Source organism: Leucobacter sp. PH1c, assembly GCF_000633415.1.
Classification (GTDB): Bacteria; Actinomycetota; Actinomycetes; order Actinomycetales; family Microbacteriaceae; genus Leucobacter.
In genome coordinates this window covers 1-22753 of sequence record NZ_AYMV01000007.1, presented here as the reverse complement: position 1 = coordinate 22753, position 22753 = coordinate 1, and the positions used below count along the sequence as shown (strand labels likewise).

The 22753-nt window shown below is 71.2% G+C and carries 19 protein-coding genes; 11 read left to right on the top strand and 8 right to left on the bottom strand.

Translation table 11 applies throughout. The features are described from left to right. Positions 1-111: 111 nt before the first annotated feature. On the bottom strand, positions 112-2562 hold the full coding sequence (locus U874_RS0101860) for a DNA topoisomerase (ATP-hydrolyzing) subunit A (protein WP_025132850.1): 2451 nt from the start codon (positions 2560-2562) through the stop codon (positions 112-114). Positions 2563-2572: 10 nt separating this feature from the next. Between U874_RS0101860 and U874_RS0101855 the strand changes: the two genes are divergently transcribed. Further along, entirely contained in the window at positions 2573-3820 is a 1248-nt protein-coding gene (locus tag U874_RS0101855; protein WP_051582765.1) for an alkaline phosphatase family protein, read from the top strand. Positions 3821-3863: 43 nt separating this feature from the next. Here the strand turns inward: U874_RS0101855 and sepH are convergent, their stop codons facing one another. Further along, complete coding sequence (sepH, locus tag U874_RS0101850) at positions 3864-5240, bottom strand: septation protein SepH (RefSeq protein ID WP_025132848.1); 1377 nt, start codon at positions 5238-5240, stop codon at positions 3864-3866. 210 nt (positions 5241-5450) lie between these two features. Here sepH and U874_RS0101845 point away from each other — a divergent pair, with 210 nt between their 5' ends. Continuing rightward, a complete protein-coding gene (locus U874_RS0101845; RefSeq protein WP_025132847.1) occupies positions 5451-5741 on the top strand; it encodes a DUF4193 domain-containing protein in 291 nt (96 codons plus the stop codon). A 117-nt stretch (positions 5742-5858) separates the two neighbouring features. Here U874_RS0101845 and U874_RS0101840 read toward each other — a convergent pair whose 3' ends face one another. Continuing rightward, complete coding sequence (locus U874_RS0101840; RefSeq protein ID WP_025132846.1) at positions 5859-6350, bottom strand: DUF3093 domain-containing protein; 492 nt, start codon at positions 6348-6350, stop codon at positions 5859-5861. Positions 6351-6428: 78 nt separating this feature from the next. On the opposite strand from U874_RS0101840, the gene dut reads away from it, so the two are divergent. The 5 genes from dut to dxs all read left to right on the top strand — a co-directional run bounded on the left by dut (position 6429) and on the right by dxs (position 13425). Continuing rightward, positions 6429-6881 carry a dUTP diphosphatase gene (dut, locus tag U874_RS0101835; protein ID WP_025132845.1) on the top strand — a complete coding sequence of 151 codons (453 nt, stop codon included), beginning with the start codon at positions 6429-6431 and terminating at the stop codon, positions 6879-6881. Between the two features lie 89 nt (positions 6882-6970). Next, positions 6971-7678, top strand: a complete 708-nt coding sequence (locus U874_RS0101830; RefSeq protein ID WP_025132844.1) for a DUF3710 domain-containing protein — start codon at positions 6971-6973, stop codon at positions 7676-7678. Further along, a complete protein-coding gene (locus tag U874_RS0101825; protein ID WP_025132843.1) occupies positions 7675-8496 on the top strand; it encodes a DUF3159 domain-containing protein in 822 nt (273 codons plus the stop codon). Before U874_RS0101830 ends, U874_RS0101825 begins: the two co-directional genes overlap by 4 nt. A gap of 62 nt (positions 8497-8558) precedes the next feature. Beyond that, positions 8559-11246, top strand: a complete 2688-nt coding sequence (acnA, locus tag U874_RS0101820) for an aconitate hydratase AcnA (RefSeq protein ID WP_025132842.1) — start codon at positions 8559-8561, stop codon at positions 11244-11246. A 250-nt stretch (positions 11247-11496) separates the two neighbouring features. Further along, entirely contained in the window at positions 11497-13425 is a 1929-nt protein-coding gene (gene dxs, locus U874_RS0101815) for a 1-deoxy-D-xylulose-5-phosphate synthase (RefSeq protein WP_025132841.1), read from the top strand. 112 nt (positions 13426-13537) lie between these two features. Here dxs and U874_RS0101810 read toward each other — a convergent pair whose 3' ends face one another. From U874_RS0101810 to U874_RS0101795, 4 genes are all read right to left on the bottom strand, one after another. Beyond that, positions 13538-15673 (bottom strand): 3-hydroxyacyl-CoA dehydrogenase NAD-binding domain-containing protein, encoded by a 2136-nt coding sequence (locus U874_RS0101810; RefSeq protein WP_025132840.1) that lies wholly within the window; start codon positions 15671-15673, stop codon positions 13538-13540. A 6-nt stretch (positions 15674-15679) separates the two neighbouring features. Continuing rightward, the gene (locus U874_RS0101805) at positions 15680-16873 is read right to left on the bottom strand and encodes an acetyl-CoA C-acyltransferase (RefSeq protein ID WP_369802339.1); all 1194 of its coding nucleotides are present in this window, start codon (positions 16871-16873) and stop codon (positions 15680-15682) included. A 126-nt stretch (positions 16874-16999) separates the two neighbouring features. Beyond that, positions 17000-18181, bottom strand: a complete 1182-nt coding sequence (locus U874_RS0101800) for an HRDC domain-containing protein (protein ID WP_029987421.1) — start codon at positions 18179-18181, stop codon at positions 17000-17002. Between the two features lie 3 nt (positions 18182-18184). Beyond that, the gene (locus U874_RS0101795; RefSeq protein ID WP_025132837.1) at positions 18185-18805 is read right to left on the bottom strand and encodes a DUF3000 domain-containing protein; all 621 of its coding nucleotides are present in this window, start codon (positions 18803-18805) and stop codon (positions 18185-18187) included. An 84-nt stretch (positions 18806-18889) separates the two neighbouring features. Here U874_RS0101795 and U874_RS0101790 point away from each other — a divergent pair, with 84 nt between their 5' ends. The 3 genes from U874_RS0101790 to U874_RS0101780 are packed head-to-tail and all read left to right on the top strand — an operon-like array spanning position 18890 to position 21811. Continuing rightward, entirely contained in the window at positions 18890-20125 is a 1236-nt protein-coding gene (locus U874_RS0101790) for a S9 family peptidase (protein WP_025132836.1), read from the top strand. Between the two features lie 10 nt (positions 20126-20135). Beyond that, entirely contained in the window at positions 20136-21203 is a 1068-nt protein-coding gene (gene zapE, locus U874_RS0101785; protein ID WP_025132835.1) for a cell division protein ZapE, read from the top strand. Then, positions 21200-21811 carry a type II toxin-antitoxin system PemK/MazF family toxin gene (locus U874_RS0101780; protein ID WP_232755843.1) on the top strand — a complete coding sequence of 204 codons (612 nt, stop codon included), beginning with the start codon at positions 21200-21202 and terminating at the stop codon, positions 21809-21811. The genes zapE and U874_RS0101780 overlap by 4 nt, the downstream gene beginning before the upstream one ends. 15 nt (positions 21812-21826) lie before the next feature. On the opposite strand, the gene U874_RS0101775 is transcribed toward U874_RS0101780, so the two are convergent. Continuing rightward, a complete protein-coding gene (locus U874_RS0101775) occupies positions 21827-22192 on the bottom strand; it encodes a VOC family protein (protein ID WP_029987418.1) in 366 nt (121 codons plus the stop codon). A 300-nt stretch (positions 22193-22492) separates the two neighbouring features. Here U874_RS0101775 and U874_RS0101770 point away from each other — a divergent pair, with 300 nt between their 5' ends. Further along, complete coding sequence (locus U874_RS0101770) at positions 22493-22729, top strand: Rv0909 family putative TA system antitoxin (RefSeq protein WP_025132832.1); 237 nt, start codon at positions 22493-22495, stop codon at positions 22727-22729. Positions 22730-22753: the final 24 nt, after the last annotated feature.

Sequence of the window (22753 nt, the reverse complement as noted above, 5' to 3'; positions counted from 1 at the left end):
AAAGCCCGCCGCAGAGAGCATCGCCTGGACGGTGATCCGGTATCGAGAGCGACTCCCGGATCACCATCGAACCCGCGCGGGGAGCGGAGGCGGGCCCCGTCCGGAGCCGTGCTAGGAGGCGAGGCCGACGAAGGCGGCGGCGCCGTCGATCGGGGATCCCGATCCGTCGCGCTTCCCGAGCTCGCTCGGCAGCTTCCGCGCCGTGCCGTCGGCGGCAAGCGCTCGCGGCTCGCCCACGCCGACCCAGGCGCACGCGATCTGGTCTTCCCACTTGAGGAAGCGCTGAATCCGCACGCCACCGGTTGCCCGGCCCTTCGCGGGGATCTCCGCCCAGTCGGTGATCTTGGCCGTGGCAACGTCGGTTCCCGGCAGCGTGATCGAGCTGTCCGCGATCGTCACGACGCGCGCCTCCGCGTCCGCCGGCACGCAGCCGGCGAAGACGACGCGCGCGTCCCCGCCCAAGCGGATACCGGCCATGCCGCCGGCCGGGCGGCCCTGCGGGCGCACCGACGCCGCGTCGAAGCGGAGCAGCTGCGCATCGCTCGTGACCGCGGCGAATTCCTCCCCGTCCGGGGCAGGGAACGCGCCGACGAGCTGATCGCCGCTCTTCAGCCCGATCACCTCGAAGCTCGGCTTCGCGGGGAGCTCGGTGAGCACGACGCGCTTGACGGTGCCCTGGCTCGTGAAGAGCCCGATGGGGGTCTCCGTATCGAGGGGAACCACGCCGACGATCCGGAGCTTCTTGTCCGTGACCCCGAGGTAGTCGAGCAGCTTCACACCGGCGGAGAACGCGATGCTGGCCGTGGGAACGAGCGGGAGGTCGACCGGGGTGAAGCGGTGCAGCGAGCCGTCGCTCAGCACGGCACCGAACTCGCCGCGCACGGTGCCGTCGACGCTCGCGAGGATCGCCCCGTGCTTCGTCGCGCGCGACGCGCCGCGCGGGGCGGCGGGCGCCTCCGGGTCGCGATCGATGCGCAGCGCGCGCCCCGTGACGGAGACGAGGAGCGTGCAGGGGGAGTCGGCCACCTCGAGCGAGGCGGAGGCCGCCGCCGCCCGCGTGGGGCGGATCACCGCGCCCGTGAGCAGGGTGCGGCGCGGCGTGCCCCAGGCCGCCGCGGCCTGATCGAGCTCGTCGGCGACGACGCCGCGGAGCCGCTCATCGCTGCCGAGAATCTCGAGCAGCTGCGCGATCTCGGCGCTCAGTTCGTCGCGCTCCGCCTCGAGCTCGACGCGCGAGAACTTCGTGAGGCGACGGAGGCGCAGTTCGAGGATGTACTCGGCCTGCAGCTCGGACAGGTCGAAGACCTGCATAAGCCGGGTGCGCGCGGTCTCGGCGTCGTCGCTCGTGCGGATGAGCTGGATCACCTCGTCGATGTCGACGATGGCGATGAGCAGACCCTCGACGAGGTGCAGCCGGTCGCGGCGCTTGCCGAGGCGGTACTCGGTGCGCCGCGTGATCACGGAGAGCCGGTGGTCGAGGAAGACCCGCAGCATCTCCCGCAGGCCGAGCGTCTGCGGCTGGCCGTTCACGAGCGCGACGGAGTTGATGCTGAACGAGTCCTCGAGCGGGGTGTAGCGGTAGAGCTGCTCGAGCACCGCCTCCGGGGCGAAGCCCGTCTTCAGCGTGATCACGAGCCGCAGCCCGTTCTTGCGATCGGTGAGGTCGGCGACATCCGAGATCCCAGAGAGCTTCTTCGCCTCGACGCCCTGCTTGATCTTCTCGATCACGCGCTCCGGCCCGACGAGGTAGGGCAACTCGGTGACGATGAGCCCGGTGCGCCGGGGTCCCAGCTGCTCGACTGCCACCTTCGCCCGGGTGCGGAAGGCGCCGCGCCCGGTGCGGTACGCGTCCTTCACGCCGTCGAGCCCGACGATCGTGCCGCCGCCCGGGAGATCGGGGCCGGGGATGAACTCCATGAGCTCGTCGACCGTCGCCTCGGGGTGGTGGAGCAGGTGCTTCGCACCGTCGACGACCTCGATCAGGTTGTGCGGGGCGAGGTTCGTCGCCATGCCGACCGCGATGCCGCTCGCGCCGTTCACCAGGAGGTTCGGCACCGCCGAGGGCAGCACATCGGGCTGCATGATCTGGTTGTCGTAGTTGGGCACGAAGTCGACGACGTCCTCGTCGAGCGAGTCCGTCATCGCGAGCGCAGCGCCGGCCAGGCGCGCCTCCGTGTATCGAGAGGCGGCCGGACCGTCGTCGAGCGAGCCGAAGTTGCCGTGGCCGTCGACGAGCGGGAGGCGCATCGCGAAGCCCTGAGCCATGCGCACGAGCGCGTCGTAGATCGACGAGTCGCCGTGCGGGTGCAGCTTGCCCATGACCTCGCCGACGACGCGGGCCGACTTCACGTGGCCCTTCTCGGGCCGGAGGCCCATGTCGGTCATCATGAACAGGATGCGGCGCTGCACGGGCTTCAGGCCGTCGCGCGCATCGGGTAGCGCGCGTGAGTAGATCACGGAATAGGCGTACTCGAGGAACGAACCTTCCATCTCCTGCGAGATGTCGATGTCCTCGATGCGTTCGCCGGCGATCTCGTGGGGGGCTCCGGACGATTCGGTCATAATGGAGATCATGCTACCGACAGCGGCCGACAACGGCGCGAGGCTTGCCGCGATTCTGCCAAGCGGATTGGCCGCGGTCGCCCGCGGGCTCGGCCACGATCCCCGCGCGGTGCTCGCGGAGGCCTCCGGGCACCCCGGCGCGGCGGAGATCGACGCCGAGCTGATCCCGGCACTCCGTGCCTTCGTGGTTATCGTGGTCGACGGGCTCGGGCACGCGAACCTCCGCGCCCGCGCGGGGCACGCCCCCACGATCTCTGGCCTCCAGCAGCGGAGGATCGAGACCGTCGCCCCCTCGACCACGGGTGCCGCACTGACGGCCATCACGACGGGCCGCCTCCCCGGCGAGCACGGGCTTATCGGGTACCGGATCCGGCACCCCCAGCTCGGACTGCTCACCACGCTGCGCGACTGGGAGGGCATCGCCGAACCGCGGAGCTGGCAACGCGCGCGTCCGCTCTTCGAGACCGCGGGGGAGCTCGGCGCCCGGGCCGTCGTCATCGGCCGCCCCGCGCACGCCGACGGCGGCCTCACCGGCGCGATCCTGAGCGGGGCCGAGTACCTCGCCGGCCAGCGCATCGACGACCGCTTCGCGCTCGCGTCCCGCGCGCTCCGCGGCGGCGAGCCGACGGTCATGTACCTCTACGTCGACGAGCTCGATCGCGCCGCCCACGAGCACGGCTGGGAGAGCGCCGCCTGGGTGCAGCGGCTCGAGCAGCTCGATGCGGCGCTCGCGGACTTCCTCCGCGCACTCCCGGGCGACGTGGGCGTGGTGCTCACGGCCGATCACGGCATGGTGGACGTCCCCGCGGCGCAGCAGGTGCTCCTCGACTCCGCGCCCGAGCTTCTCGCGGGCGTTGCGGAGATCGGCGGCGAGCCACGCTTCCGCTCGCTCTACCTGAGCGACGATCCGGGCGGTGCGGCAGGCGCGGCGGATCCCGCTCGTGCGGCTGAGCTGCGCGATCGCTGGGAGGCCGCGGAGGGGCATCGCGCCTGGGTGTTCACCCGCCAGGAGGCCATCGACTCCGGCATGTTCGGGCACGTCGCCGATGAGGTCGCACCGCGCCTCGGCGATGTGCTGATCGCCGCGCGCAAGCGGGTCGCCTACTACACGAGCACGGATGAGCCGAGCGCTCGCGCGCTCGTTGGCCAGCACGGCTCCTTCACCGAGGAGGAGCGCGGGGTACCGCTCGCACTCGCGGGCGCCCTTGCGGGCACCGGCTTCGCCGCGCTCGTCGGACGCGTCGCGGCCGCGCGCTGAGCGCGCGGGGGTCCTTCCCGAGCTCGCTCGGCTCCTCCCCGCGCTAGCTCGGGTCCTCGTCGCTCCGGGTGCCGAACAGGATGTCGTCCCAGCTCGGGATCGAGGCGCGCCCCTTGCGGCCGGGCTTCTCCGCTTCGCCGCCGGACGGCTCACTCGCCTCGGCGGGGGCAGACTGGGACGGCAGACCGATGCTCGGAAGCGAGGGACGGCCCGTGCTCGGCACCGCCGGGCGGCCGGGGCGCGGCACGGGGGCGGTGTCCTGCTCCTCCGGCTGCGCGGGCGCGGGCCGCAACTGCGGCGCTGCGGGCGCTTCCGGGGCCTCGGGCGCGTCCTGCGAGCCGCCGGCCGGACGCAGAGGCGGCGCCGAGCCGCTCACCCCGCTCGCGCCCCAGATGCTCCGCGGAGCTGCGGGCGCCGGGGTCTCTGCGGGGCGCACGGGCGCGGCGTCTGCCGGCTCCCCGGGCAGCGCGCCGTCGGTGAGCGGCGCACTCGGCGTCTCGAGCGCCGCCTCGAGCGAGTCCACATCGGCCTGCGCGGCCGCGCGGTTCGCCTCGTCGCGTTCCCCGCGGCGGCGGCGCAGCGCGTCGAGCAGGTCCGCGGTCTGGCTGAGATCGATCGGCTCGGTCTCGTGCGTCTTGATCGCGCGCTGGTCGATCTCCCGGCGGCGCGCGTAGTCGGCGTCCGAGCCGGCGACGTCGGCGGGGGAGGCGTCCTGCGCGGTCGCGGGCGTCTCGGCCGGGGCATTCGCCGGAGCGTCGGGGGCCGCGCCGTCGGCCTGCGGCAGCTCCTCAGCGTCGAAGGCGCCCGAATCGAAGCGTGCGGCCTCCTCGCCCGCGCCGACGGCCCGGAGCTTCGGGATGAGCCGGTCGCCGACGTCGCCCTGCTTCGAGAGGTTCACGGCGTCGGTCGTGACGGGGGAGAGCGCGCCCTTCCGGTGGTCGAAGCCCCAGACGGCGCGGTGCGCGACATCGCGGGAGATAAACTCGAGGCTCACCATCCAGCCCGTCTCCTCGTCGCGCCAGGACGCCCACTCGCTCGCCTCGGCGCCGAGCGACACGAGCCGCTCGGCGATCACGGCGCCGAAGCGCTGATCCGTGTCGCTGTGCGCTTCGGCGCGCACGGGCACGGCGTGCGCGCGCTCAAGGATGTACCGGCGCTCGGCCAGCACGGGCTCCTCGTAGCGCTCGATATCGGCCTCGTCGAGGCCCGTGATCTCCATCACCTGGGCCCGGGTCTTGCCGGCCCGGATCAGCGACTGGATCTCACGCGGTCGCACCTTCGAGGCGTCGCGTTCGCGGCGGCTGAGGTTCCGCAGCTCGCTGAGCACGGCATCGTCTACGACGAGCCGGAACTCCTGGTCGGCATCGTTCGCGACGATCAGTACCTGATCCTCGCGTCGCACAAAGCGCAGTTCGTCCATTCGGCGCATCCCTTCCTCGCTCGCGAACCAGGGTGGCACACCTCGCGCGCAGCGGGCGACATTCCCGCGGCGCGTGGGAAAGTTCGTTCCCGGCTGTACGCGCACAGAGAACTCCAAGGCGCAGAGTTTGCGCGAATGGGGAATCGTACGGCAGACTGTGGCCGCTCGAAGGTTGAGGTGCCGAAGCGCGGCACAAGATTGCAGGAGAGAATGGCCACCGATTACGACGCCCCCCGGAAGTCCGAAGAAGAAGCCGACTCCATCGAGGCGCTGAAGGAACGCGGCCCGGCGAAGGGGGCATCCGGCCTCGACTCCGAGGACGCGGACAACCCCAGCTTCGATCTGGGCGGCTCGGACCTCTCCGACGTGGAGCTCGATGTCGTCGTGCTCCCGCAGCAGGATGATGAGTTCACCTGCGTCAGCTGCTTCCTCGTGCGGCACCGCTCGCAGATGGACCACATGAGCGATCTCGGTCCCGTCTGCGCGGAGTGCGCGGGCTAGTCCCGCCCGCGGCCCACGTCGCCCGCACACGCATCGAGCCCCTGCGCTCGCCCATCAGGGCGGCGCAGGGGCTCGATGCGTTTCGGGCCGAGATCCGGCTCAGATCGCCGGCACGGCTCAGGCGGCCTGGGCCGCGCGGATCGTCTCGGCGAGCTTCTGCGGGTGCCGTGTCGTGATGATCCACACGGGCGCGGGATCGCTCGGGTCGATGTTCTCGATCCGGATCCCGCGGTTCACCCAGCCGCGCACGAGCAGGTAGCTCCGCGCGTCGAGCCCGGGGCCGATCGCGGCGCGCAGCCGACCGGCGCCGAGGAGCTCGATCTCCCCGAGCTGGGACACGGGGATCGAGGCGTGGCCGGCGACGAGCTCCCCGCCCGCGACGCGGATCGTGGGCGAGAGCAAGATGAGCGTCACCGCGGCGATCAGGTACACGATGATCCCGGACGGGATGGCGGCATTGATATTGATCGGCGTCGCGATGAGGGCGACCGCGGGAACCACGAGCAGGAGCGCGAGGAACATGCCCGGCCCGGGGATCAACCGCTCCCGGTACTCGGCAGCGGCAGGGGAAGCGGAGGCCGCGCGGGGCGCGGCAGCGTCACTCGTCATAGCAGCATTATCCCGCGATCACCTGCGCACTGCGTGTGCGAGCAGCCCGCGCACGCGTCGATCCGCTACCCTGGCCGGGTGAGCGATGTTGTTGAAGTCCCCATCCTGGCCGCCGAGGCTCCCCACTACGCGCACGCGGACGACGCGGGCGCCGATCTGGTGGCGAGCGAGTCCGTGACGCTCGGCCCCGGCGAGCGCGCGCTCATCGGCACCGGAGTGTCCATCGCCCTGCCCCACGGGTATGCGGCCTTCGTCGTGCCGCGGAGCGGGCTCGCGGCGAAGCACGGCATCACGGTCGTGAACTCTCCCGGCACCGTCGATGCGGGCTACCGTGGCGAGATCAAGGTCACCCTCCTCAACACCGATCGCGAGCACAGCTTCGAGGTGACCGCGGGGGATCGGATCGCCCAGATCATCGTCATGCCCGTGTCGCGCGCCGTCTTCGTCCCCGTCGACACGCTCCCGGAGAGCCTCCGCGGCGCGAACGGCTTCGGATCCACGGGTGTGAGCGGCGCGGCCACCCTGGCCTGATCGGCCCCACCAGCTTCCCCGCAGCGCGAGCGCGGGCGCGAGACCGAACTCCACGAGCGGGTTCCCATGCAAGGAAAGTGAACGAGAAGATGAGCGACGAGCGAGAGACGCAGCCCACCGACGCGGCGGAGGAGGCCCGATCGGCCGACGCCGTAGAGCTGCACGAGACGGCGGGGGAGACCCCCGACGAGACGAAGTCGGCCCCCGAGGATCGCGCGACCGCGGGGCCGTTCGACGCGGCCGAGGTGCCCGCGATGCGCCCCTACGTCGACCTCGGCGGCATCAAGGTCGCGCCCCGCGAGGGCCTCCAGCTTCGCCTTGAGGTCGACGAGCGGGCGAACCGCGTCGTCGCCGTCTCCCTCGAGTACGCCGAGTCGCTCCTCCAGGTGCAGGCCTTCGCGGCGCCGAAGACGACGGGCCTGTGGCACAGCGTCCGCTCGGAGCTGACCCAGCAGATGGCGTCCCAGGGCGCGAGCGCCGTCGAGGAGACCGGCCCGCTCGGTCCCGAGCTGCTCGTCCAGACCCCCGCTCCGGCCGACCAGGGTGGCTCGCGCGTGGCGCGGTTCATCGCCGTCGACGGCCCCCGCTGGATGCTCCGCGGCGTCATCATGGGCAAGGCCGCCGTGGACGCTGGTGCCCGTGAGCGCGTGATCGATCTCTTCCGCGAGGTCGTCGTCGTGCGCGGCGACCAGCCGATGCCGCCGAGCGAGCTGCTGCCGCTGCGCGTTCCCGCCGGCGTGCAGGCGCAGCGCCCCGACGCGGGCGCCGAGGCGCCGGGCGGAACGCCGACCGCGTGACGCACGACGAGCGGCCGGGCGACGGCACGGCAGGGCTCCCCGCGAGCGACGACGACGCTCCGCAGACGCCGGGTGCTCCCGGCGAACCGGGCGCCGATCCCGCCCCCGCCGTGGTGCGCCGCCTCGGCGGCATGGCGCGCGCCGTGCAGGCGGGCGCCTCGGGCGAGGAGCTCACCGCGGAGAGCGTGCTCGCCGCGATCGGCGGGTGGCGCGGCGTCGCCGAGACCCTGCTCCCGAGCCTGCTCTTCCTGGGCATCTACGTTCCCACGCAGGATGCGCGGCTCGCGGCGATCATCCCCGGCGCGCTCGCGCTCGTGCTCTTCGTCGTCCGGCTCATCCGCAGGGAGACTCCCGTCTCGGCGCTGTCCGGCATGCTCGGCGTCGGGATCGCTGTCGTGATCACGCTCGTCACCGGCCGCGGGGTCGACTACTTCGTGTGGGGCTTCGTCATCAACGCGGCGTGGTCCCTCGGGCTCCTCATCTCGCTCCTCGTTGGCTGGCCGGCGATCGGCCTCGCGATCGGCTTCACCCGGGGGAACTTCCGCGCGTGGCGCCGCGATCTCCGGCTGCGACGCGCCGCAACGCTTCTCACCCTGCTGTGGCTCGCGATGTTCGTCGCGCGACTCGCCGTGCAGCTGCCGATGTACCTCTCGGAGCAGGTCGCGGCGCTCGGAACGGCCCGGATCGTGATGGGGACGCCGCTGTTCGCCGCTGTCATCGCGGTGACCTGGTTCGCGGTGCGCCGCGTGAGCAAATCATCAGATGATTCGAAGCCCGATATCGTTGGCAGTACAGGGCAAAACGCCCCGCCGGAGTGACCGCAGAGGTCTCCGCTTCGGTGTAGAGTTATCTTGACATCGAGATAAATTGGAGGAGCCTCATGGGAGCCGTCAACAGCTTCGACGCGAAGAGCACCCTCGCCGTCGGCGAGCAGCAGTACGAGATCTACCGGATCGATCAGGTCCCGGGTCACGAGCGTCTGCCGTACAGCCTGAAGGTGCTGCTCGAGAACCTGCTCCGCACGGAGGATGGCGCGAACGTCACCCGTGCGCACATCGAGGCGCTCGGCAACTGGGATCCCTCCGCGGAGCCCGACACCGAGATCCAGTTCACGCCCGCGCGCGTGATCATGCAGGACTTCACCGGCGTCCCCTGCGTCGTCGACCTCGCCACCATGCGCGAGGCCGTCGTCGAGCTCGGCGGCACGCCGGACAAGATCAACCCGCTCGCCCCCGCGGAGATGGTGATCGACCACTCCGTCATCTCCGATGTCTACGGCACGCCCGGCGCTGCCGCGCGCAACGTCGAGATCGAGTACCAGCGCAACGGCGAGCGCTACCAGTTCCTCCGCTGGGGCCAGGGCGCGTTCGACGAGTTCAAGGTCGTCCCGCCCGGGACCGGCATCGTGCACCAGGTGAACATCGAGTACCTCGCGCGCGTCACCTTCACCCGCGCAGTCGAGGGCGCCCTCCAGGCCTACCCCGACACCTGCGTCGGCACCGACTCGCACACCACCATGGAGAACGGCCTCGGCATCCTGGGCTGGGGCGTCGGCGGCATCGAGGCCGAGGCCGCGATGCTCGGCCAGCCCATCTCCATGCTCATCCCGCGCGTGGTCGGCTTCAAGCTCTCGGGGCAGATCCCCGCGGGCGTCACCGCGACCGACGTCGTTCTCACGATCACGCAGATGCTGCGCAAGCACGGCGTGGTCGGCAAGTTCGTCGAGTTCTACGGCGAGGGCGTCGGCTCCGTGCCGCTCGCGAACCGCGCCACGATCGGCAACATGAGCCCCGAGTTCGGCTCGACCGCAGCGATCTTCCCGATCGACGACGTCACCCTCGATTACCTGCGCCTCACCGGCCGTAGCGAGGAGCAGATCGAGCTCGTCAAGGCCTACAACCAGGCCCAGGGCATGTGGCACGATCCGTCGCGCGCCCCCGAGTTCAGCGAGTACCTCGAGCTCGACCTCTCGACCGTCGTGTCCTCGATCGCCGGCCCGAAGCGTCCCCAGGACCGCATCGAGCTCTCGGCCGCGAAGACCCAGTTCGAGCAGGACCTGAAGAACTACGCCGAGGCGGCCAACCCCGCGAAGGTCAAGGACCAGGCGGGCAACGAGTTCGAGCTCGATCACGGCGCGGTCACCCTCGCCTCGATCACCTCCTGCACGAACACCTCGAACCCCTCCGTGATGCTCGCCGCGGGCGTGCTCGCCCGCAACGCGGCAGCCAAGGGCCTCAAGGCGAAGCCGTGGGTGAAGACCACGCTCGCCCCCGGCTCGAAGGTCGTCACCGACTACTACGAGAAGTCGGGCCTGAAGACCGACCTCGAGGCGCTCGGCTTCTACACGGTCGGGTACGGCTGCGTCACCTGCATCGGCAACTCGGGCCCCCTGAACGAGGAGATCTCGCAGGCGGTCAACGACAACGACCTCGCCGTCACCGCGGTGCTCTCGGGCAACCGCAACTTCGAGGGCCGCATCAACCCGGATATCAAGATGAACTACCTCGCGAGCCCCCCGCTCGTGATCGCGTACTCGCTTGCCGGCACGATGGACTTCGATTTCGAGACGCAGTCGCTCGGCCAGGACGACGCCGGCAACGATGTCTTCCTGCGCGACATCTGGCCCGACCCGGTCGAGGTGCAGAAGATCGCCGACGCGTCGATCGACTCGGACATGTTCACCTCGAAGTACGCCACCGTCTTCGACGGGGACGAGCACTGGACCTCGCTCCCGACGCCCGACGGCGACACCTTCGCGTGGGACGAGAAGTCGACCTACGTGCGCAAGGCGCCCTACTTCGACGGCATGGAGCTGACGCCGTCGCCCGTTACCGACATCTCGGGCGCTCGCGTGCTCGCGAAGCTCGGCGACTCGGTGACGACCGACCACATCAGCCCCGCGGGCAGCTTCAAGGCGGAGACCCCCGCCGGCCAGTACCTCGTCGAGAACGGCATCGCCCCGAAGGACTTCAACACCTACGGCTCGCGACGCGGCAACCACGAGGTCATGATCCGCGGCACGTTCGCGAACATCCGCCTCCGGAACCAGCTGCTCGCGGCTGAGAACGACGGCGCGGGCGTCGAGGGCGGCTTCACCCGCGACTTCACGCTCGAGGGTGGCCCGAAGTCGTACATCTACGACGCGTCGCAGAACTACCAGGCCGCTGGCGTGCCGCTCGTGGTCCTCGGCGGCAAGGAGTACGGTTCCGGCTCGTCGCGCGACTGGGCGGCGAAGGGCACGCGCCTCCTCGGCGTGAAGGCCGTCATCACCGAGAGCTTCGAGCGCATTCACCGCTCGAACCTCATCGGGATGGGCGTGCTGCCGCTGCAGTTCCCGGCCGGCGAGAGCGCCGACTCGCTCGGGCTCGACGGCACCGAGACGTTCGATATCTCGGGCGTCGCCGCGCTGAACGACGGAGTCACCCCGAAGACGGTCGCCGTCACCGCGACGAAGGCCGACGGCAGCGTAGTCAGCTTCGACGCGATCGTGCGCATCGACACGCCGGGTGAGGCCGACTACTACCGCAACGGCGGCATCCTCCAGTACGTGCTCCGCTCGCTGGTCTAAGGATCCGGGCGCTCGCCCGCTCCGACCGCAGAACCCCGCGCAGATGATCTCTGCGCGGGGTTCTGCGCGTCCGGGGCGCCCGCGCGTCCGATCGCGCGCGGTTCGCGGCGCGCGAACTGCGGGGTTGCTGGGGTTCCTGCGGGGTTCCGGCCGAGCTCCTGCCAGACACCGCGCCGCGCTCGGCATCGCTCGCCGGGTAGACTGAGGGGATGCTCCGCTGCACGTGGCGGGCTGAAGGAGAGGTGTGCGGGTGGCGATCCTGGATGGAATCGACGGTCCACGCGATCTCGATCACCTGAGCCCGGAGGAGTGTCGCACGCTCGCCGCCGAGATCCGCGAGTTCCTGATCGCGGAGGTCGCGAAGACCGGGGGACACCTCGGCCCCAACCTGGGCGTCGTCGAGCTCACCATCGCCATGCACCGCGTGTTCGAGTCCCCGCGCGATCCGATTGTCTTCGACACGGGACACCAGAGCTACGTGCACAAGCTCCTCACCGGCCGCAAGGACTTCTCCCTGCTCCGCCGCCGTGGGGGCCTCGCCGGCTATCCGCAGCGCGCCGAGTCTGAGCACGACATCGTCGAGAGCTCGCACGCGTCGAGCTCGCTCAGCTGGGCCGACGGCATCTCCCGCGCCTTCGCCCGCACGGGCCAGGAAGACCGCCACGTCGTCGCGCTCGTGGGCGACGGCGCCCTCACGGGCGGAATGACCTGGGAGGCGCTCAACAACATCACCGACGACAACGACCGCAACCTCGTCATCGTCGTCAACGACAACGGGCGCTCCTACGCGCCCACGATCGGCGGCATGGCCCGCTTCCTCAACTCCGTGCGGTCGAAGGACACGTACCGCGATCTGCAGGAGGGGAGCGAGAAGCTCTTCTCGCGCTTCGGCCGCCCCGGCCGCACGATCTACCGCGGCGCGCGCGGCGCGCTCCACGGCTTCCTCAGCCGGGCGAGCAACAACGATCACCTGTACTCGAACCTCGACATCAAGTACCTCGGGCCGGTCGACGGCCACGATCTCGCGGCGGTCGAGGAGGTGCTGCGCCAGGCCAAGGGCTACGGCCGCCCCACGCTCGTCCACGTGATCACCGAGAAGGGCCGCGGCTACGCGCCCGCCGAGAACGACGAGGCCGATCAGTTCCACTCGGTGGGCCAGATCAATCCGGGCAACGGCGAACCCGTCGCCGTGTCGAGCGGCCCCAGCTGGACGGGTGTGTTCCGCGAGCGGATCGTCGAGCTCGCCGATACCGACGAGCGCATCGTCGCGATCACCGCGGCCATGCTCGCCCCCACCGGCCTCGATGCGCTCGCTGAGCGCCACCCGGGCCGGGTCTACGATGTGGGGATCGCCGAGCAGCACGCCGTCACGAGCGCCGCGGGCCTCGCCTACGGAGGGCTGCACCCCGTGGTGGCGATCTACGCCACCTTCATGAACCGCGCCTTCGATCAGCTCCTCATGGACGTCGCGCTGCACCGGGCCGGGGTCACCTTCGTGCTCGACCGCGCCGGGATTACGGGACCGGACGGCGCGAGCCACAACGGCGTCTGGGATCTCGCGACGCTGCAGGTCGTTCCGGGGATCCGGATCGCGTCGCCCCGCGACGAGGCGACGCTCCGCGAGCTCCTGGGGGAGGCCGTCGCGATCACCGACGGGCCCACCGTGATCCGCTACCCCAAGGGGTCCGTCGGCGAGCCGCTTCCCGCGATCCGCCGCACCGACGACGGGGTCGATGTGCTGCGCGAGGTCCCGCAGGACGCGAGTGACCGCGACGTCCTCTTCGTGACGGTCGGCCCGATGGCGCAGATCGCACTCGATGCGGCAGAGATCCTCGAGTCCCAGGGCATCAGCTCGACGGTCGTCGACCCGCGCTGGGTCGTGCCCGTCGCGGGCTCCGTCGTCGAGCTCGCGCGATCGCACCGGCTGCTCATCAGCATCGAGGACGGGATCCGCGTTGGCGGCGTCGGCACGCGCATCCGCCAGGCGCTCCGCGACGCCGCGGTCGACACCGCGGTGAGCGAGCTCGGCACCCCCGACGAGTTTCCCGAGCACGCCTCCCGCGGCGAGCTGCTCGAGGCGGCCGGCCTCACCGCCGCGCAGATCGCCGCAGACGTCTCGGCTCAGGTGCGAGGCGTGAAGATCCCGATCGCACGCCCCGAGCAGCGCGCGAAGGACTGATCCGCGCCGGCGCCGTGCGCGCCCGCAGTGCGCGCGGCGCCGGACGACGGATGCAACGCATCAGGCCCCGGGAGCAGCTGCTCCCGGGGCCCAAGCGTTACATGCGCGACGATCAGCCGGCCGCCGCGATCCGCGGGTCGTGGAACGTCGAGCCGAACACGCGCTCGCTCGCGCCCGCGCGGTCGAGGTACGGCGTCGCCCCGCCCGCCTGGAACGGCCAGCCCGCGCCCAGGATGAGGCACAGGTCGATATCCTCGGCGGCGTGGACGACCTGCTCGTCGAGCATGATCCGGATCTCGCCCGCGAGCTCGTCCTCGACCCGGCGGAGGATCTCCTCCTCGGTCACGGCGTGCGAGCCGAGCTGCACGGCCTTCCGCCCCGCCTTCGAAAGGTCCTCGACCTTGCCCTGCTTGGACTTCACGAGCGGCGCCTCGACCTCGGCGAGTGCGTGGAGGTTCGGCGAGGCGTAGAAGCGCTCGGGGAAGGCACCGACCATCGTGTCCTGCACGTGCGCGGCGACCTTCCAGCCCACGAGATCGATGAGCTCGAACGGCCCCATGGGGAGCCCGATCGGCGCGAGCGCGCGCTCGACCACGGGCAGGGGAGTGCCCTCGTCGAGTGCCCGGGCGGCCTCGCCCATCACCTTCGCGAGCAGGCGGTTCACCACGAAGCCGGGACGATCCGCCGTGATCACGGCGCTCTTGCCGAGCTTTCGGGCCGTCACCATCGCGGTCGCGAGCGAGGCGTCGTCCGTCGCCGGCGTCTTCACGACCTCGATCAGCGGCATGACCGCGACGGGGTTGAAGAAGTGGAAGCCGACGAGGCGCTCGGGGTGCGCGAGCTTCGAGCCGATCTCCTCGACCGACAGCGAAGAGGTGTTCGTCGCGATGATCGCGGTCTCCGAGATGATCGGCTCGATCTCCGCGAACACCTGCTGCTTCACGCCCAGTTCCTCGAATACGGCCTCGATCACCCAGTCGCAGTCCGCGAACAGCGTCTTGTCCGTCGTGCCGCTCACGAGCGCCTTGACCTGGTTCGCGTCGTCCGCGGAGAGCCGGCCCTTCTCGTGGAGCTTGTCGATCTCGCCTCGGATGTAGTCGAGGCCCTTGTCGACGCGCCCCTGGTCGAGGTCGGTGATGAGCACGGGGACGCGGAGCTTCCGCGCGAAGAGGAGCGCGAACTGGCTCGCCATGAGCCCAGCGCCGATCACGCCGACCTTCTGAACGGGCTTCGCGAGTGCCTTGTCGGGGGCACCCGCGGGGCGCTTCGCGCGCTTCTGCACGAGGTCGAAAGCGTAGATCGACGCGACGAACTGATCACCCGAGATGAGCTCGGTGAGCGCCTCGTCCTCGCGCTCGAAGCCGCGCTGACGATCGTTGTCCTTCGCGGCGCTGAGCAGATCCAGCGCGGCGTAGGGCGCCTTCGCAGCGGTGCCGATGCGCGCCTTCAGCGTGTCCCGGGCGATCTTGATCGCGGCGGGCCACTTGGTGAGCCGCTCCAGCTTGCCCGGCACGTTCGGCCGCTCGACCTTGGTCGCGCCCGAGAGCACGCCGTCGGCCCAGCCGAGCGACTCCTCGAGGAAGCTCGCGGAGCCGAAGAGCGCGTCGAAGAGCCCCATCTCGGCCGCCTGCTTCGGCTTCAGCATGCGGTTGTTCTTCAGCGGGTTCGAGACGATCACCTCGAGCGCGCGCTCGATCCCGATCAGGTTCGGCACGATCGTCGCGCCGCCCCAGCCCGGGATGATGCCGAGGAAGACCTCGGGGAACGCGAGCGCCGCGGCGGAGGCGTCGACGGTGCGGTAGTCGCAGTGCAGGGCAATCTCCATCGCCCCGCCGAGAGCGAGCCCGTTGACGAACGCGAAGGAAGGCACTCCGAGCGTGCCGAGCTTGCCGAGCACGAAGTGCCCGTACTGGGCCATCAGACGCGCGTTCTCGCGGGTCGCGAGCGTCGAGACCTTGGAGAGATCGGCGCCCGCGGCGAAGATGAACGGCTTGCCGGTGATGCCCGCCGCGGTGATCTCGCCGGCGGACGCGCGCGCGGTCAGCTCGTCGAGCACCGCGTTCAGCCGCTCCAGCGTGCGCGGGCCGAGCGTGTTCGGGCGGGTGTGGTCGCGCCCGTTGTCCATCGTAATGAGCGCGAGCGTGCCGCCCGAGGGGAGCGCGACGTCGCGCACGAACATCTCGGTGATGACCTCGTCGTCCGCGGCGGCGAGGAGCGGCGCGAAGTCGATGCCGGTGTAGTCAGTCATAGCGGGTTACTTGCCCTTCTTGCCGGTGAAGTGAGGATTCTCCCAGATGGCGGTGCCGCCCTGGCCGAGGCCGACGCACATCGCGGTGATGCCGTAGCGCACATCGGGGCGCTGCTCGAACTGACGGGCGAGCTGGATCATGAGGCGCACGCCCGAGGCCGCGAGGGGGTGGCCGAGCGCGATCGCGCCGCCCCACGGGTTCACCCGGGGATCCTCGTCATCGATCCCGAAGTGGTCGAGGAACGAGAGCACCTGTACGGCGAAGGCCTCGTTGAGCTCGAAGAGGCCGATGTCCGCGATCGTGAGCCCGGCGCGCTTCAGCGCCTTCTCCGTCGAGGGGACGGGGCCGAGGCCCATCACCTCGGGCTCGACGCCCGCGAAGCCGAAGCCCACGAGCTTCATCTTCGCGCCGAGACCAAGCTCGCGCGCCGTGTCCGCACCGGCGAGGAGCGACATCGTCGCGCCGTCCGTGAGCGGCGAGGAGGTTCCGGCGGTGACCCGCCCGTGCGGGCGGAACGGGGTCTTCAGCCCGGCGAGGCCCTCCATGGTGGTCTCCGGGCGACGGCCCTCGTCCTCGGTGGCGAGGCCCCAGCCCGCGGCCGAGCGCGTCGCGACGGGCACGAGGTCCGCCTGGATGTCGCCGCGGTCGTACGCCGCCTGGACCTTGTGCTGGCTGAGCATGCCGAAGCGGTCCGCGCGCTCCTTCGTGAGGGCGGGGAAGCGATCGTGCAGGCGCTCCGCGGTGAGGCCCATGTTGAGGGCATCGGGGCTGACGAGCTTCTCCGCGACGAAGCGGGGGTTCGGATCCGCGTCGAGGCCGAGCGGGTGGCGGCCCATGTGCTCCACGCCGCCAGCGATGGCGACGTCGTACTGCCCCGAGCCGATCGCGGCGCCCATGAACGACGCAACCGTGAGCGCGCCGGCGCACATGCGATCGAGCGCGAAGCCCGGAACGCTGAGCGGGAGGCCCGCGAGGATCGAGACCGTGCGCCCGAGGGTGAGGCCCTGGTCGCCCTGCTGGGAGGTCGCCGCGATGCCCACGTCGTCGATGCGGTCGAGGGGGAGCGCCTCGTTTCGCGCGAGCAGTCCCTGCAGCGCCTTGACCGCGAGGTCGTCGGCGCGCGTTCCCGCGTACATGCCCTTGTCACCAGCGCGTCCGAAGGGGGTGCGCACCCCATCGACGAACACGACTTCTCTCATTGCGGCCACTTCGCCTCCATCAGGTATGTGATCGGTCTTCCACCATAGTAGAGACGGAGTCTCAAAGCCGACAGAGGCGGTGGGCGATCCCCCCGATTTCCGCGAAAATCCGCGGAGAACTTAGCGTTAGTCTACAAAAACGGGGGCCAGCATTGGTGCGACTATTCCAACCTGCCAGGGCCGGGCGCCGAGCTCAGTGAGACGGAGTGCAATGCCCTCGGGGGAACGGTCGGCGGGCGGGCGCCACGCCAGGCGGCGGAGGTGATCCGGCGTCAGCAGGTTCTCGATCGGGATGCCCTGGCGCTCCGCCTCGGTCTCCACGATCGCGCGCGCCGCCGTGAGTCGCTCCGCGGCCTCCGGGTGGCGCTGCGCCCAGCCCCGGTGGTGCGGGATCGCATCCGGGTCGCGCGGCTTCGCGCCGGGCAGATCCTCCGTCGTCTTGCCCACGAGGATCGCCCGCCACCAGCGGTCGATCTCGGTGCGGCTCGCGCGCCCCTTGAAGTTCGCGAGTCGGGCGAGGTCGCCCTTCGAACGCGGGTTCGCCACCGCGGCGGCGACGACCGAGGAGTCCGGGATCAGCCGTCCGGGGGAGACGTCGCGCTCGCGCGCGAGTTCGTCGCGGGCCTGCCAGAGCTCACGCGCGAGCGCGAGGCTGCGGGGATTCTTCAGCGCGTGCCCGCCGGACAGCTTCCGCCACGGCTCCGGGTTCTTGGGCTTCGGCTGGCGCACCCGAGCCGCCTCGAACTCCTGCGCGGCGAACTCCTCTTTGCCCTGCGCCACAAGGTCGCGCTCGACCGCGTCGCGCAGATCCGGCAGCAGCGCCACGTCGAACGCGGCATAGTCGAGCCACGACTCGGGCAGCGGGCGCTGCGACCAGTCGGCCGCGGAGTGCGCCTTCTCCAGGTGGATGCCGAGCAGCGATTCGACGATCGCGCCGAGCCCCACGCGCTCGTAGCCGAGCAGACGCGCCGCGAGCTCGGTGTCGAAGAGCCGGTCGGGGTGCAGTCCCAGCTCGGAGAGGCAGGGGATGTCCTGGCTCGCCGCGTGCAGCACCCACTCCTCGCCGCGCAGCACGTCGGCGAGCGGGCCGAAATCCTCGATCCCCGTGGGGTCGAAGAGGAAGGGCCCAGCGCCGCGCCGGAACACCTGCACGAGGTAGGCCTCGGAGCCGTAGGTGAAGCCGGACGCGCGCTCGGCGTCGACGCCGACGGGCCCCGTCGCCGCGGCGAGCAGTTCGGCGGCGCGCCGAAGCCCCGCATCGTCGGTGATCAGCGACCAGTTGGTCTCAAGTTCCGACTGTTCAACCACGCTCTACTCGGCTCCCTCGGGTGTCGGGCGCGCCCGTCGCGCCGCGATCGAGTCGATCCCCTCCGCGTGGGGGAGCCCGGCGAGCAGGCAGAGCAGCTCCGACCAGGCCTCCGCGTGCGCGGTGAAATCGGCTCCGAGCGGCGTCCATGAGGCACGCAGCTCGATCTGAGCGGCATCGCCCCTCGACTCCAGCGTACCGAACCCGGTGGAGAGGGTCTTCGTCGCGGTGCCGGAGAGCGAGGTGTACTCGGCGCCGCGCGAGTCCAGCGCATCGACGAGCCATGACCACGCGACGTCCGAGATGAACGGGTCGACGCCGATCTCGAGCTCGAGCGGCGCGTGCGCAAAGCAGACGATGCGGAACGGGCCGCCCCACTCGGCGGCGGACTCGGGATCGCGCATGAGCACGATGCGCCCCGCACCGTAGGCGGACTCGAGCGCCGCGGCCTGGTCGGCGTCGCGGCGCGGGCCGCGCACGATGCCCGCGGCAAGCGCGATCGACTCGGGGGCGATCCGCTCGGGAGCCGGAATCTCCTGCACCACGAGCTCGCTGCGCAGTCGCGCGTGCCGCAGCTGCTCCGCTGCGACGCCGAACGCGATCGAGGTCCCGCCGATCTTTGCCATCACACTCGTGACACTAGAGTTTCCTGTGAACCATCCCGCGGAGCCACGCCGGGTTCCGTCGGATCACCGACGTGAGGACGGACGATGCAGAACTGGCAGCGCACGCTCGGGCGCGCACTCGGAATCGGAGCGGGGATCGCCGCCGCGGGAGCCGCAGCCGGCGCCGCGGCGCTCGGAATCGGGGGAGCCGCCCTCGCCCGCGTGCTCGTGACGCCAGAGCGGGCACCGGGGAGCGCCGTCACCGTCGCGCGGGTGGAGCGGGAGGGCGACCGCCTCGTCGTCGTACTGCGGGGCGCGCAAGCGACGCTCCCCGGCCGGTACTCGCTCCTCTTCGACGACGGCGCCGGGCACGCCCGCGTCGGCGCGGTGCTGGGCGTCGCGGACGGCGCGGCGCGGCGCGAGGTGCTCGACGTCCCCCGCGGCACGCTCCGCCCGGGCGTCGAAGCCCGCCTGACGGGATGGTGGTTCACGGAACCGGAGGAGACCGGGCTCCGCACGGAGCGGATCGAGTACCCGACCGAGCTCGGCCCCGCCGAGGCCTGGATCATCCACCCCCGTCGCGTGCGACGCGCGGCACGCGGCCGCTGGGCGGTGCACGTGCACGGCCGGGGCGCCCTGCCCGCGGAGACGCTCCGCGGCGTGGCGCCCCTCGCGCGCGCCGGCATCACGAGCCTCGTCATCTCCTACCGCAACGATCCGGGTGCCCCCGCGGGGGAGCGGGGCCGCTACGGGATCGGGATCGCCGAGAGCCGCGACGTGGACGCCGCACTCGCCGAGGCCGTGCGCCGGGGTGCCGAGCGCATCACCCTCGTGGGCTGGTCGATGGGCGGCACCGCCGTGCTCCGCTCCGCAACGCGGGGACCGTTCGCGGCGGCCGTCGACGGCCTCGTGCTCGACTCGCCCGCGATCGACTGGCCGGAGCTCCTGCGCCACCAGGCGGGGCTCAGCCGCGTCCCGCGGCCCTTCGCGGAGGTCGGCATCGCGCTCCTCGACCGCGACCTCGTCGCCGCGGGGGAGCCCGGCGGGCTCGACTTCGAGAGCATCGCCCCCGAGCGGGTCGCCGCGGCGCTGACCGTGCCCGCGCTCATCCACGCGAGCCGCGGCGACTCGTTCGTTCCGAGCTCCGGCGCCGAGCGGCTCGCAGCGGCGCGGCCCGACCTCGTGCAGCTCCGCCTCAGCGAGGCGGGGGAGCACGTGAAGATCTGGAATACGGATCCCGAGGGGTGGGAAGCGGCCACCGAGGCGTTCGTCCGCGCGCTCCCGCGACCGGGCTGGCGGGGCGAGCTGCCCGAGCGCGCCTGGCCCGCCGCGAAGGGCTAGACTGACTCCGATGTCCTCTGACAAGCAGCACAGCGCCGCCCGCCTGGTAGACCGGCGCCCGAGCGTTTCCGGAACCGAACTCGTCGCGACCCTCGTTCCGCCGCCCCAGTTCGATCACGCGTCCTTCGACTCGTACCGCCCGGACGCCGACTATCCGTCGCAGGCGGAGGCCCGGGATCTCCTGCGCTCGTTCGCGGGCCCGGCGAAGGCCGCGCAGCGATCCGGCGGTGGCGGCTTCTTCGGCTTCGGCCGGAAGAAGCCCGCGGAGGCGCCCGCCCCCACGAAGCCCGGTGTCTACCTCGACGGCGGCTTCGGCGTGGGCAAGACCCACCTCCTGGCAGCCACCTGGCACGCGACAGCGGGCCGCAAGTACTTCGGCACGTTCATCGAGTACACCGCACTCGTCGGCGCGCTCGGCTACTCGGGCGCGGTCGGTGTGCTGCAGGGCGCGAAGCTCATCTGCATCGACGAGTTCGAGCTCGACGATCCGGGCGACACGATGCTCATGACCCGCCTCATCGGCGATCTGACCTCGTCGGGATCGAAGATCGTGGCGACCTCGAACACGCCCCCGAACGCCCTCGGCGAGGGCCGCTTCGCCGCCTCCGACTTCATGCGCGAGATTCAGGCGATGTCCGACCGCTTCCGCACGATCCGGATCGACGGCGTGGACTACCGCCAGCGCGACATCGAGGGCGACGCACGCGTGCTCTCGGAGGACGCCTACCGCTTCGCGCTCGCCGACGTCGCGGCCGCGGGCGACCGCATGACCGACGACAGCTTCTCCGAGCTGATCGACCATCTGGCCACGGTGCACCCCTCCGCGTACTCGGGGCTGCTCGGCGGCGTGCAGTGCATCGGCCTCCGCGACGTCTCGGAACTCACCGATCAGTCGGCCGCGCTCCGCTTCGTCGCCTTCATCGACCGGGTCTACGACGCGCAGATCCCGATCCGCGCCACGGGCCTCTCGCTCACCTCGATCTTCGGCGGCGGGATGATCGACGGCGGCTACCGCAAGAAGTACCTCCGCTGCATCTCGCGCCTGAACGCGCTGACCGCGAGCGAGACCGCGGCGTGAGCGGCGCTTCCGGAGGATGGGCGGAGTTCTTCCGCTCGTTCGTCGATGCCTTCCTACTGGCATCCCGGAAGTCGAAGAGCTCGTCCCCGGGAACCCCGCGCTCCTCGGGGCAGGCTCCCGGGCGACGCACGAGTGCGGCGAAGCCGTCGCGCCCGCAGACGCAGCGGGGAGCCGCGGTGGATCCGGACGCGGGAAGCCCCGGTCAGTTCGGGCCCGGCGCCACGCGCGACCTGCGCCCCGACGAACTGCGCGGAATCGCTCCGAGCTACGCTCCGCAGCCCGACGGCGATCCCGATCCGGGCGAGATCGTCTGGACGTGGGTGCCCTACGTCGAGAATGACGGGCGCGGCAAGGATCGCCCCGTGCTCATCATCGCCCGCATCGACGACGACGCGACCGTCGGCTGCTACCTCAGCACGAAGCAGCACCGCGGCTTCGTGTCGATCGGCCGGGGCCCGTGGGACAGCCAGGGCCGTGAGAGCTTCCTCTCCCCGGAGCGCCTGCTCCGGGTGACGCACGACGGCATGCGCCGCGAGGGCACGGTGCTCCCGCGCGAGCGCTTCGATCCCGCCGTTGCGGCCGTGCTGCGGGAGCACCGCCGCAACTGAGCCCGCGTGCCGCGCCTAGTGGATGGTGCAGAACGGGTGCCCCACGGGGTCGAGGTACACGCGGAACGTGGGTTCCGCGTCGACGAGGCGCGCCCCCGCGTCGAGCAGCCGGCGCTGGGCGAGATCCAGATCCCCGACCGCGATGTCAAGGTGGGACTGCTGGGCGCCGTCGTCGCCCGGCCACACGGGAGGCGCGTACTCGGGTGCCCGCTGGAAACCGATGCGGAGCCCGCCGCCCGGGAGAATTAGATCGACCCAGTCGTCGTCATCCGGTTCGAGGACGCCGCCGAGCACGGCGCGGTAGAACTCGGCGAGCGCCTGGGGATCCGGGCAATCGAGCACGACACTCGACAGGACGCCGATGGGGGTGATGGCTGACATGGGGCCTCCTCGTCCGGGACCGCTGCGGGCGGCGCATTCCGCCCCGCGCCCCCAGTCTCGCGCGGATCCGGCCCCGCGTCACGCACTTTCTCGCCTCGCGATGCTCGGTGTGTGCGGCTGCGTGCGGCGGCGTGCGGCGGCGCGGGCGCTGCGGGACGCACCCGGTGCAGCGCGCGCTGAGCGAGCGACCCCGCGCGGGGCGTCATTTTTTCGCACAGACCTTTCCGGGTAGACGCAAACCGGGCATACTGTCACCAGCATGCCGAATCCGCGGCTGCACCTCGACTCCAAGGAGTGAAGATGGGTATCGAAGAACTGGGCAAGAAGGCGTCCGAGGCCGCCGGCAAGGTGGGGGAGTTCGCGAAGGAGAACGCCGACAAGGTCAGCGAGGCGCTGAAGAGCGAGCAGGCTGAGTCGATCAGCGACAAGATCCTCGACGGTGCCGCGGACCTCGCCAACAAGATCAGCGGCGGCAGCCACGCGGACAAGATTCAGGAAGTCCGCGACAACATCGACGGCAAGCTCGGCAACGAGTAACCCCGAACGCACAGCGGCCCGGAT

Excerpts from the sequence above, each read along its gene's own strand:
- U874_RS0101845 (WP_025132847.1), top strand. The coding sequence starts at position 5,451 with ATGGCCACCGATTACGACGCCCCCCGGAAGTCCGAAGAAGAAGCCGAC.
- acnA (WP_025132842.1), top strand. The coding sequence starts at position 8,559 with ATGGGAGCCGTCAACAGCTTCGACGCGAAGAGCACCCTCGCCGTCGGC.
- U874_RS0101775 (WP_029987418.1), bottom strand. The coding sequence starts at position 22,192 with ATGTCAGCCATCACCCCCATCGGCGTCCTGTCGAGTGTCGTGCTCGAT.
- zapE (WP_025132835.1), top strand. The coding sequence starts at position 20,136 with ATGTCCTCTGACAAGCAGCACAGCGCCGCCCGCCTGGTAGACCGGCGC.
- U874_RS0101770 (WP_025132832.1), top strand. The coding sequence starts at position 22,493 with ATGGGTATCGAAGAACTGGGCAAGAAGGCGTCCGAGGCCGCCGGCAAG.
- U874_RS0101860 (WP_025132850.1), bottom strand. The coding sequence starts at position 2,562 with ATGACCGAATCGTCCGGAGCCCCCCACGAGATCGCCGGCGAACGCATC.
- U874_RS0101795 (WP_025132837.1), bottom strand. The coding sequence starts at position 18,805 with ATGGCAAAGATCGGCGGGACCTCGATCGCGTTCGGCGTCGCAGCGGAG.
- U874_RS0101810 (WP_025132840.1), bottom strand. The coding sequence starts at position 15,673 with ATGACTGACTACACCGGCATCGACTTCGCGCCGCTCCTCGCCGCCGCG.
- U874_RS0101830 (WP_025132844.1), top strand. The coding sequence starts at position 6,971 with ATGAGCGACGAGCGAGAGACGCAGCCCACCGACGCGGCGGAGGAGGCC.
- sepH (WP_025132848.1), bottom strand. The coding sequence starts at position 5,240 with ATGGACGAACTGCGCTTTGTGCGACGCGAGGATCAGGTACTGATCGTC.
- U874_RS0101855 (WP_051582765.1), top strand. The coding sequence starts at position 2,573 with ATGCTACCGACAGCGGCCGACAACGGCGCGAGGCTTGCCGCGATTCTG.
- U874_RS0101790 (WP_025132836.1), top strand. The coding sequence starts at position 18,890 with ATGCAGAACTGGCAGCGCACGCTCGGGCGCGCACTCGGAATCGGAGCG.
- U874_RS0101805 (WP_369802339.1), bottom strand. The coding sequence starts at position 16,873 with ATGAGAGAAGTCGTGTTCGTCGATGGGGTGCGCACCCCCTTCGGACGC.
- U874_RS0101840 (WP_025132846.1), bottom strand. The coding sequence starts at position 6,350 with ATGACGAGTGACGCTGCCGCGCCCCGCGCGGCCTCCGCTTCCCCTGCC.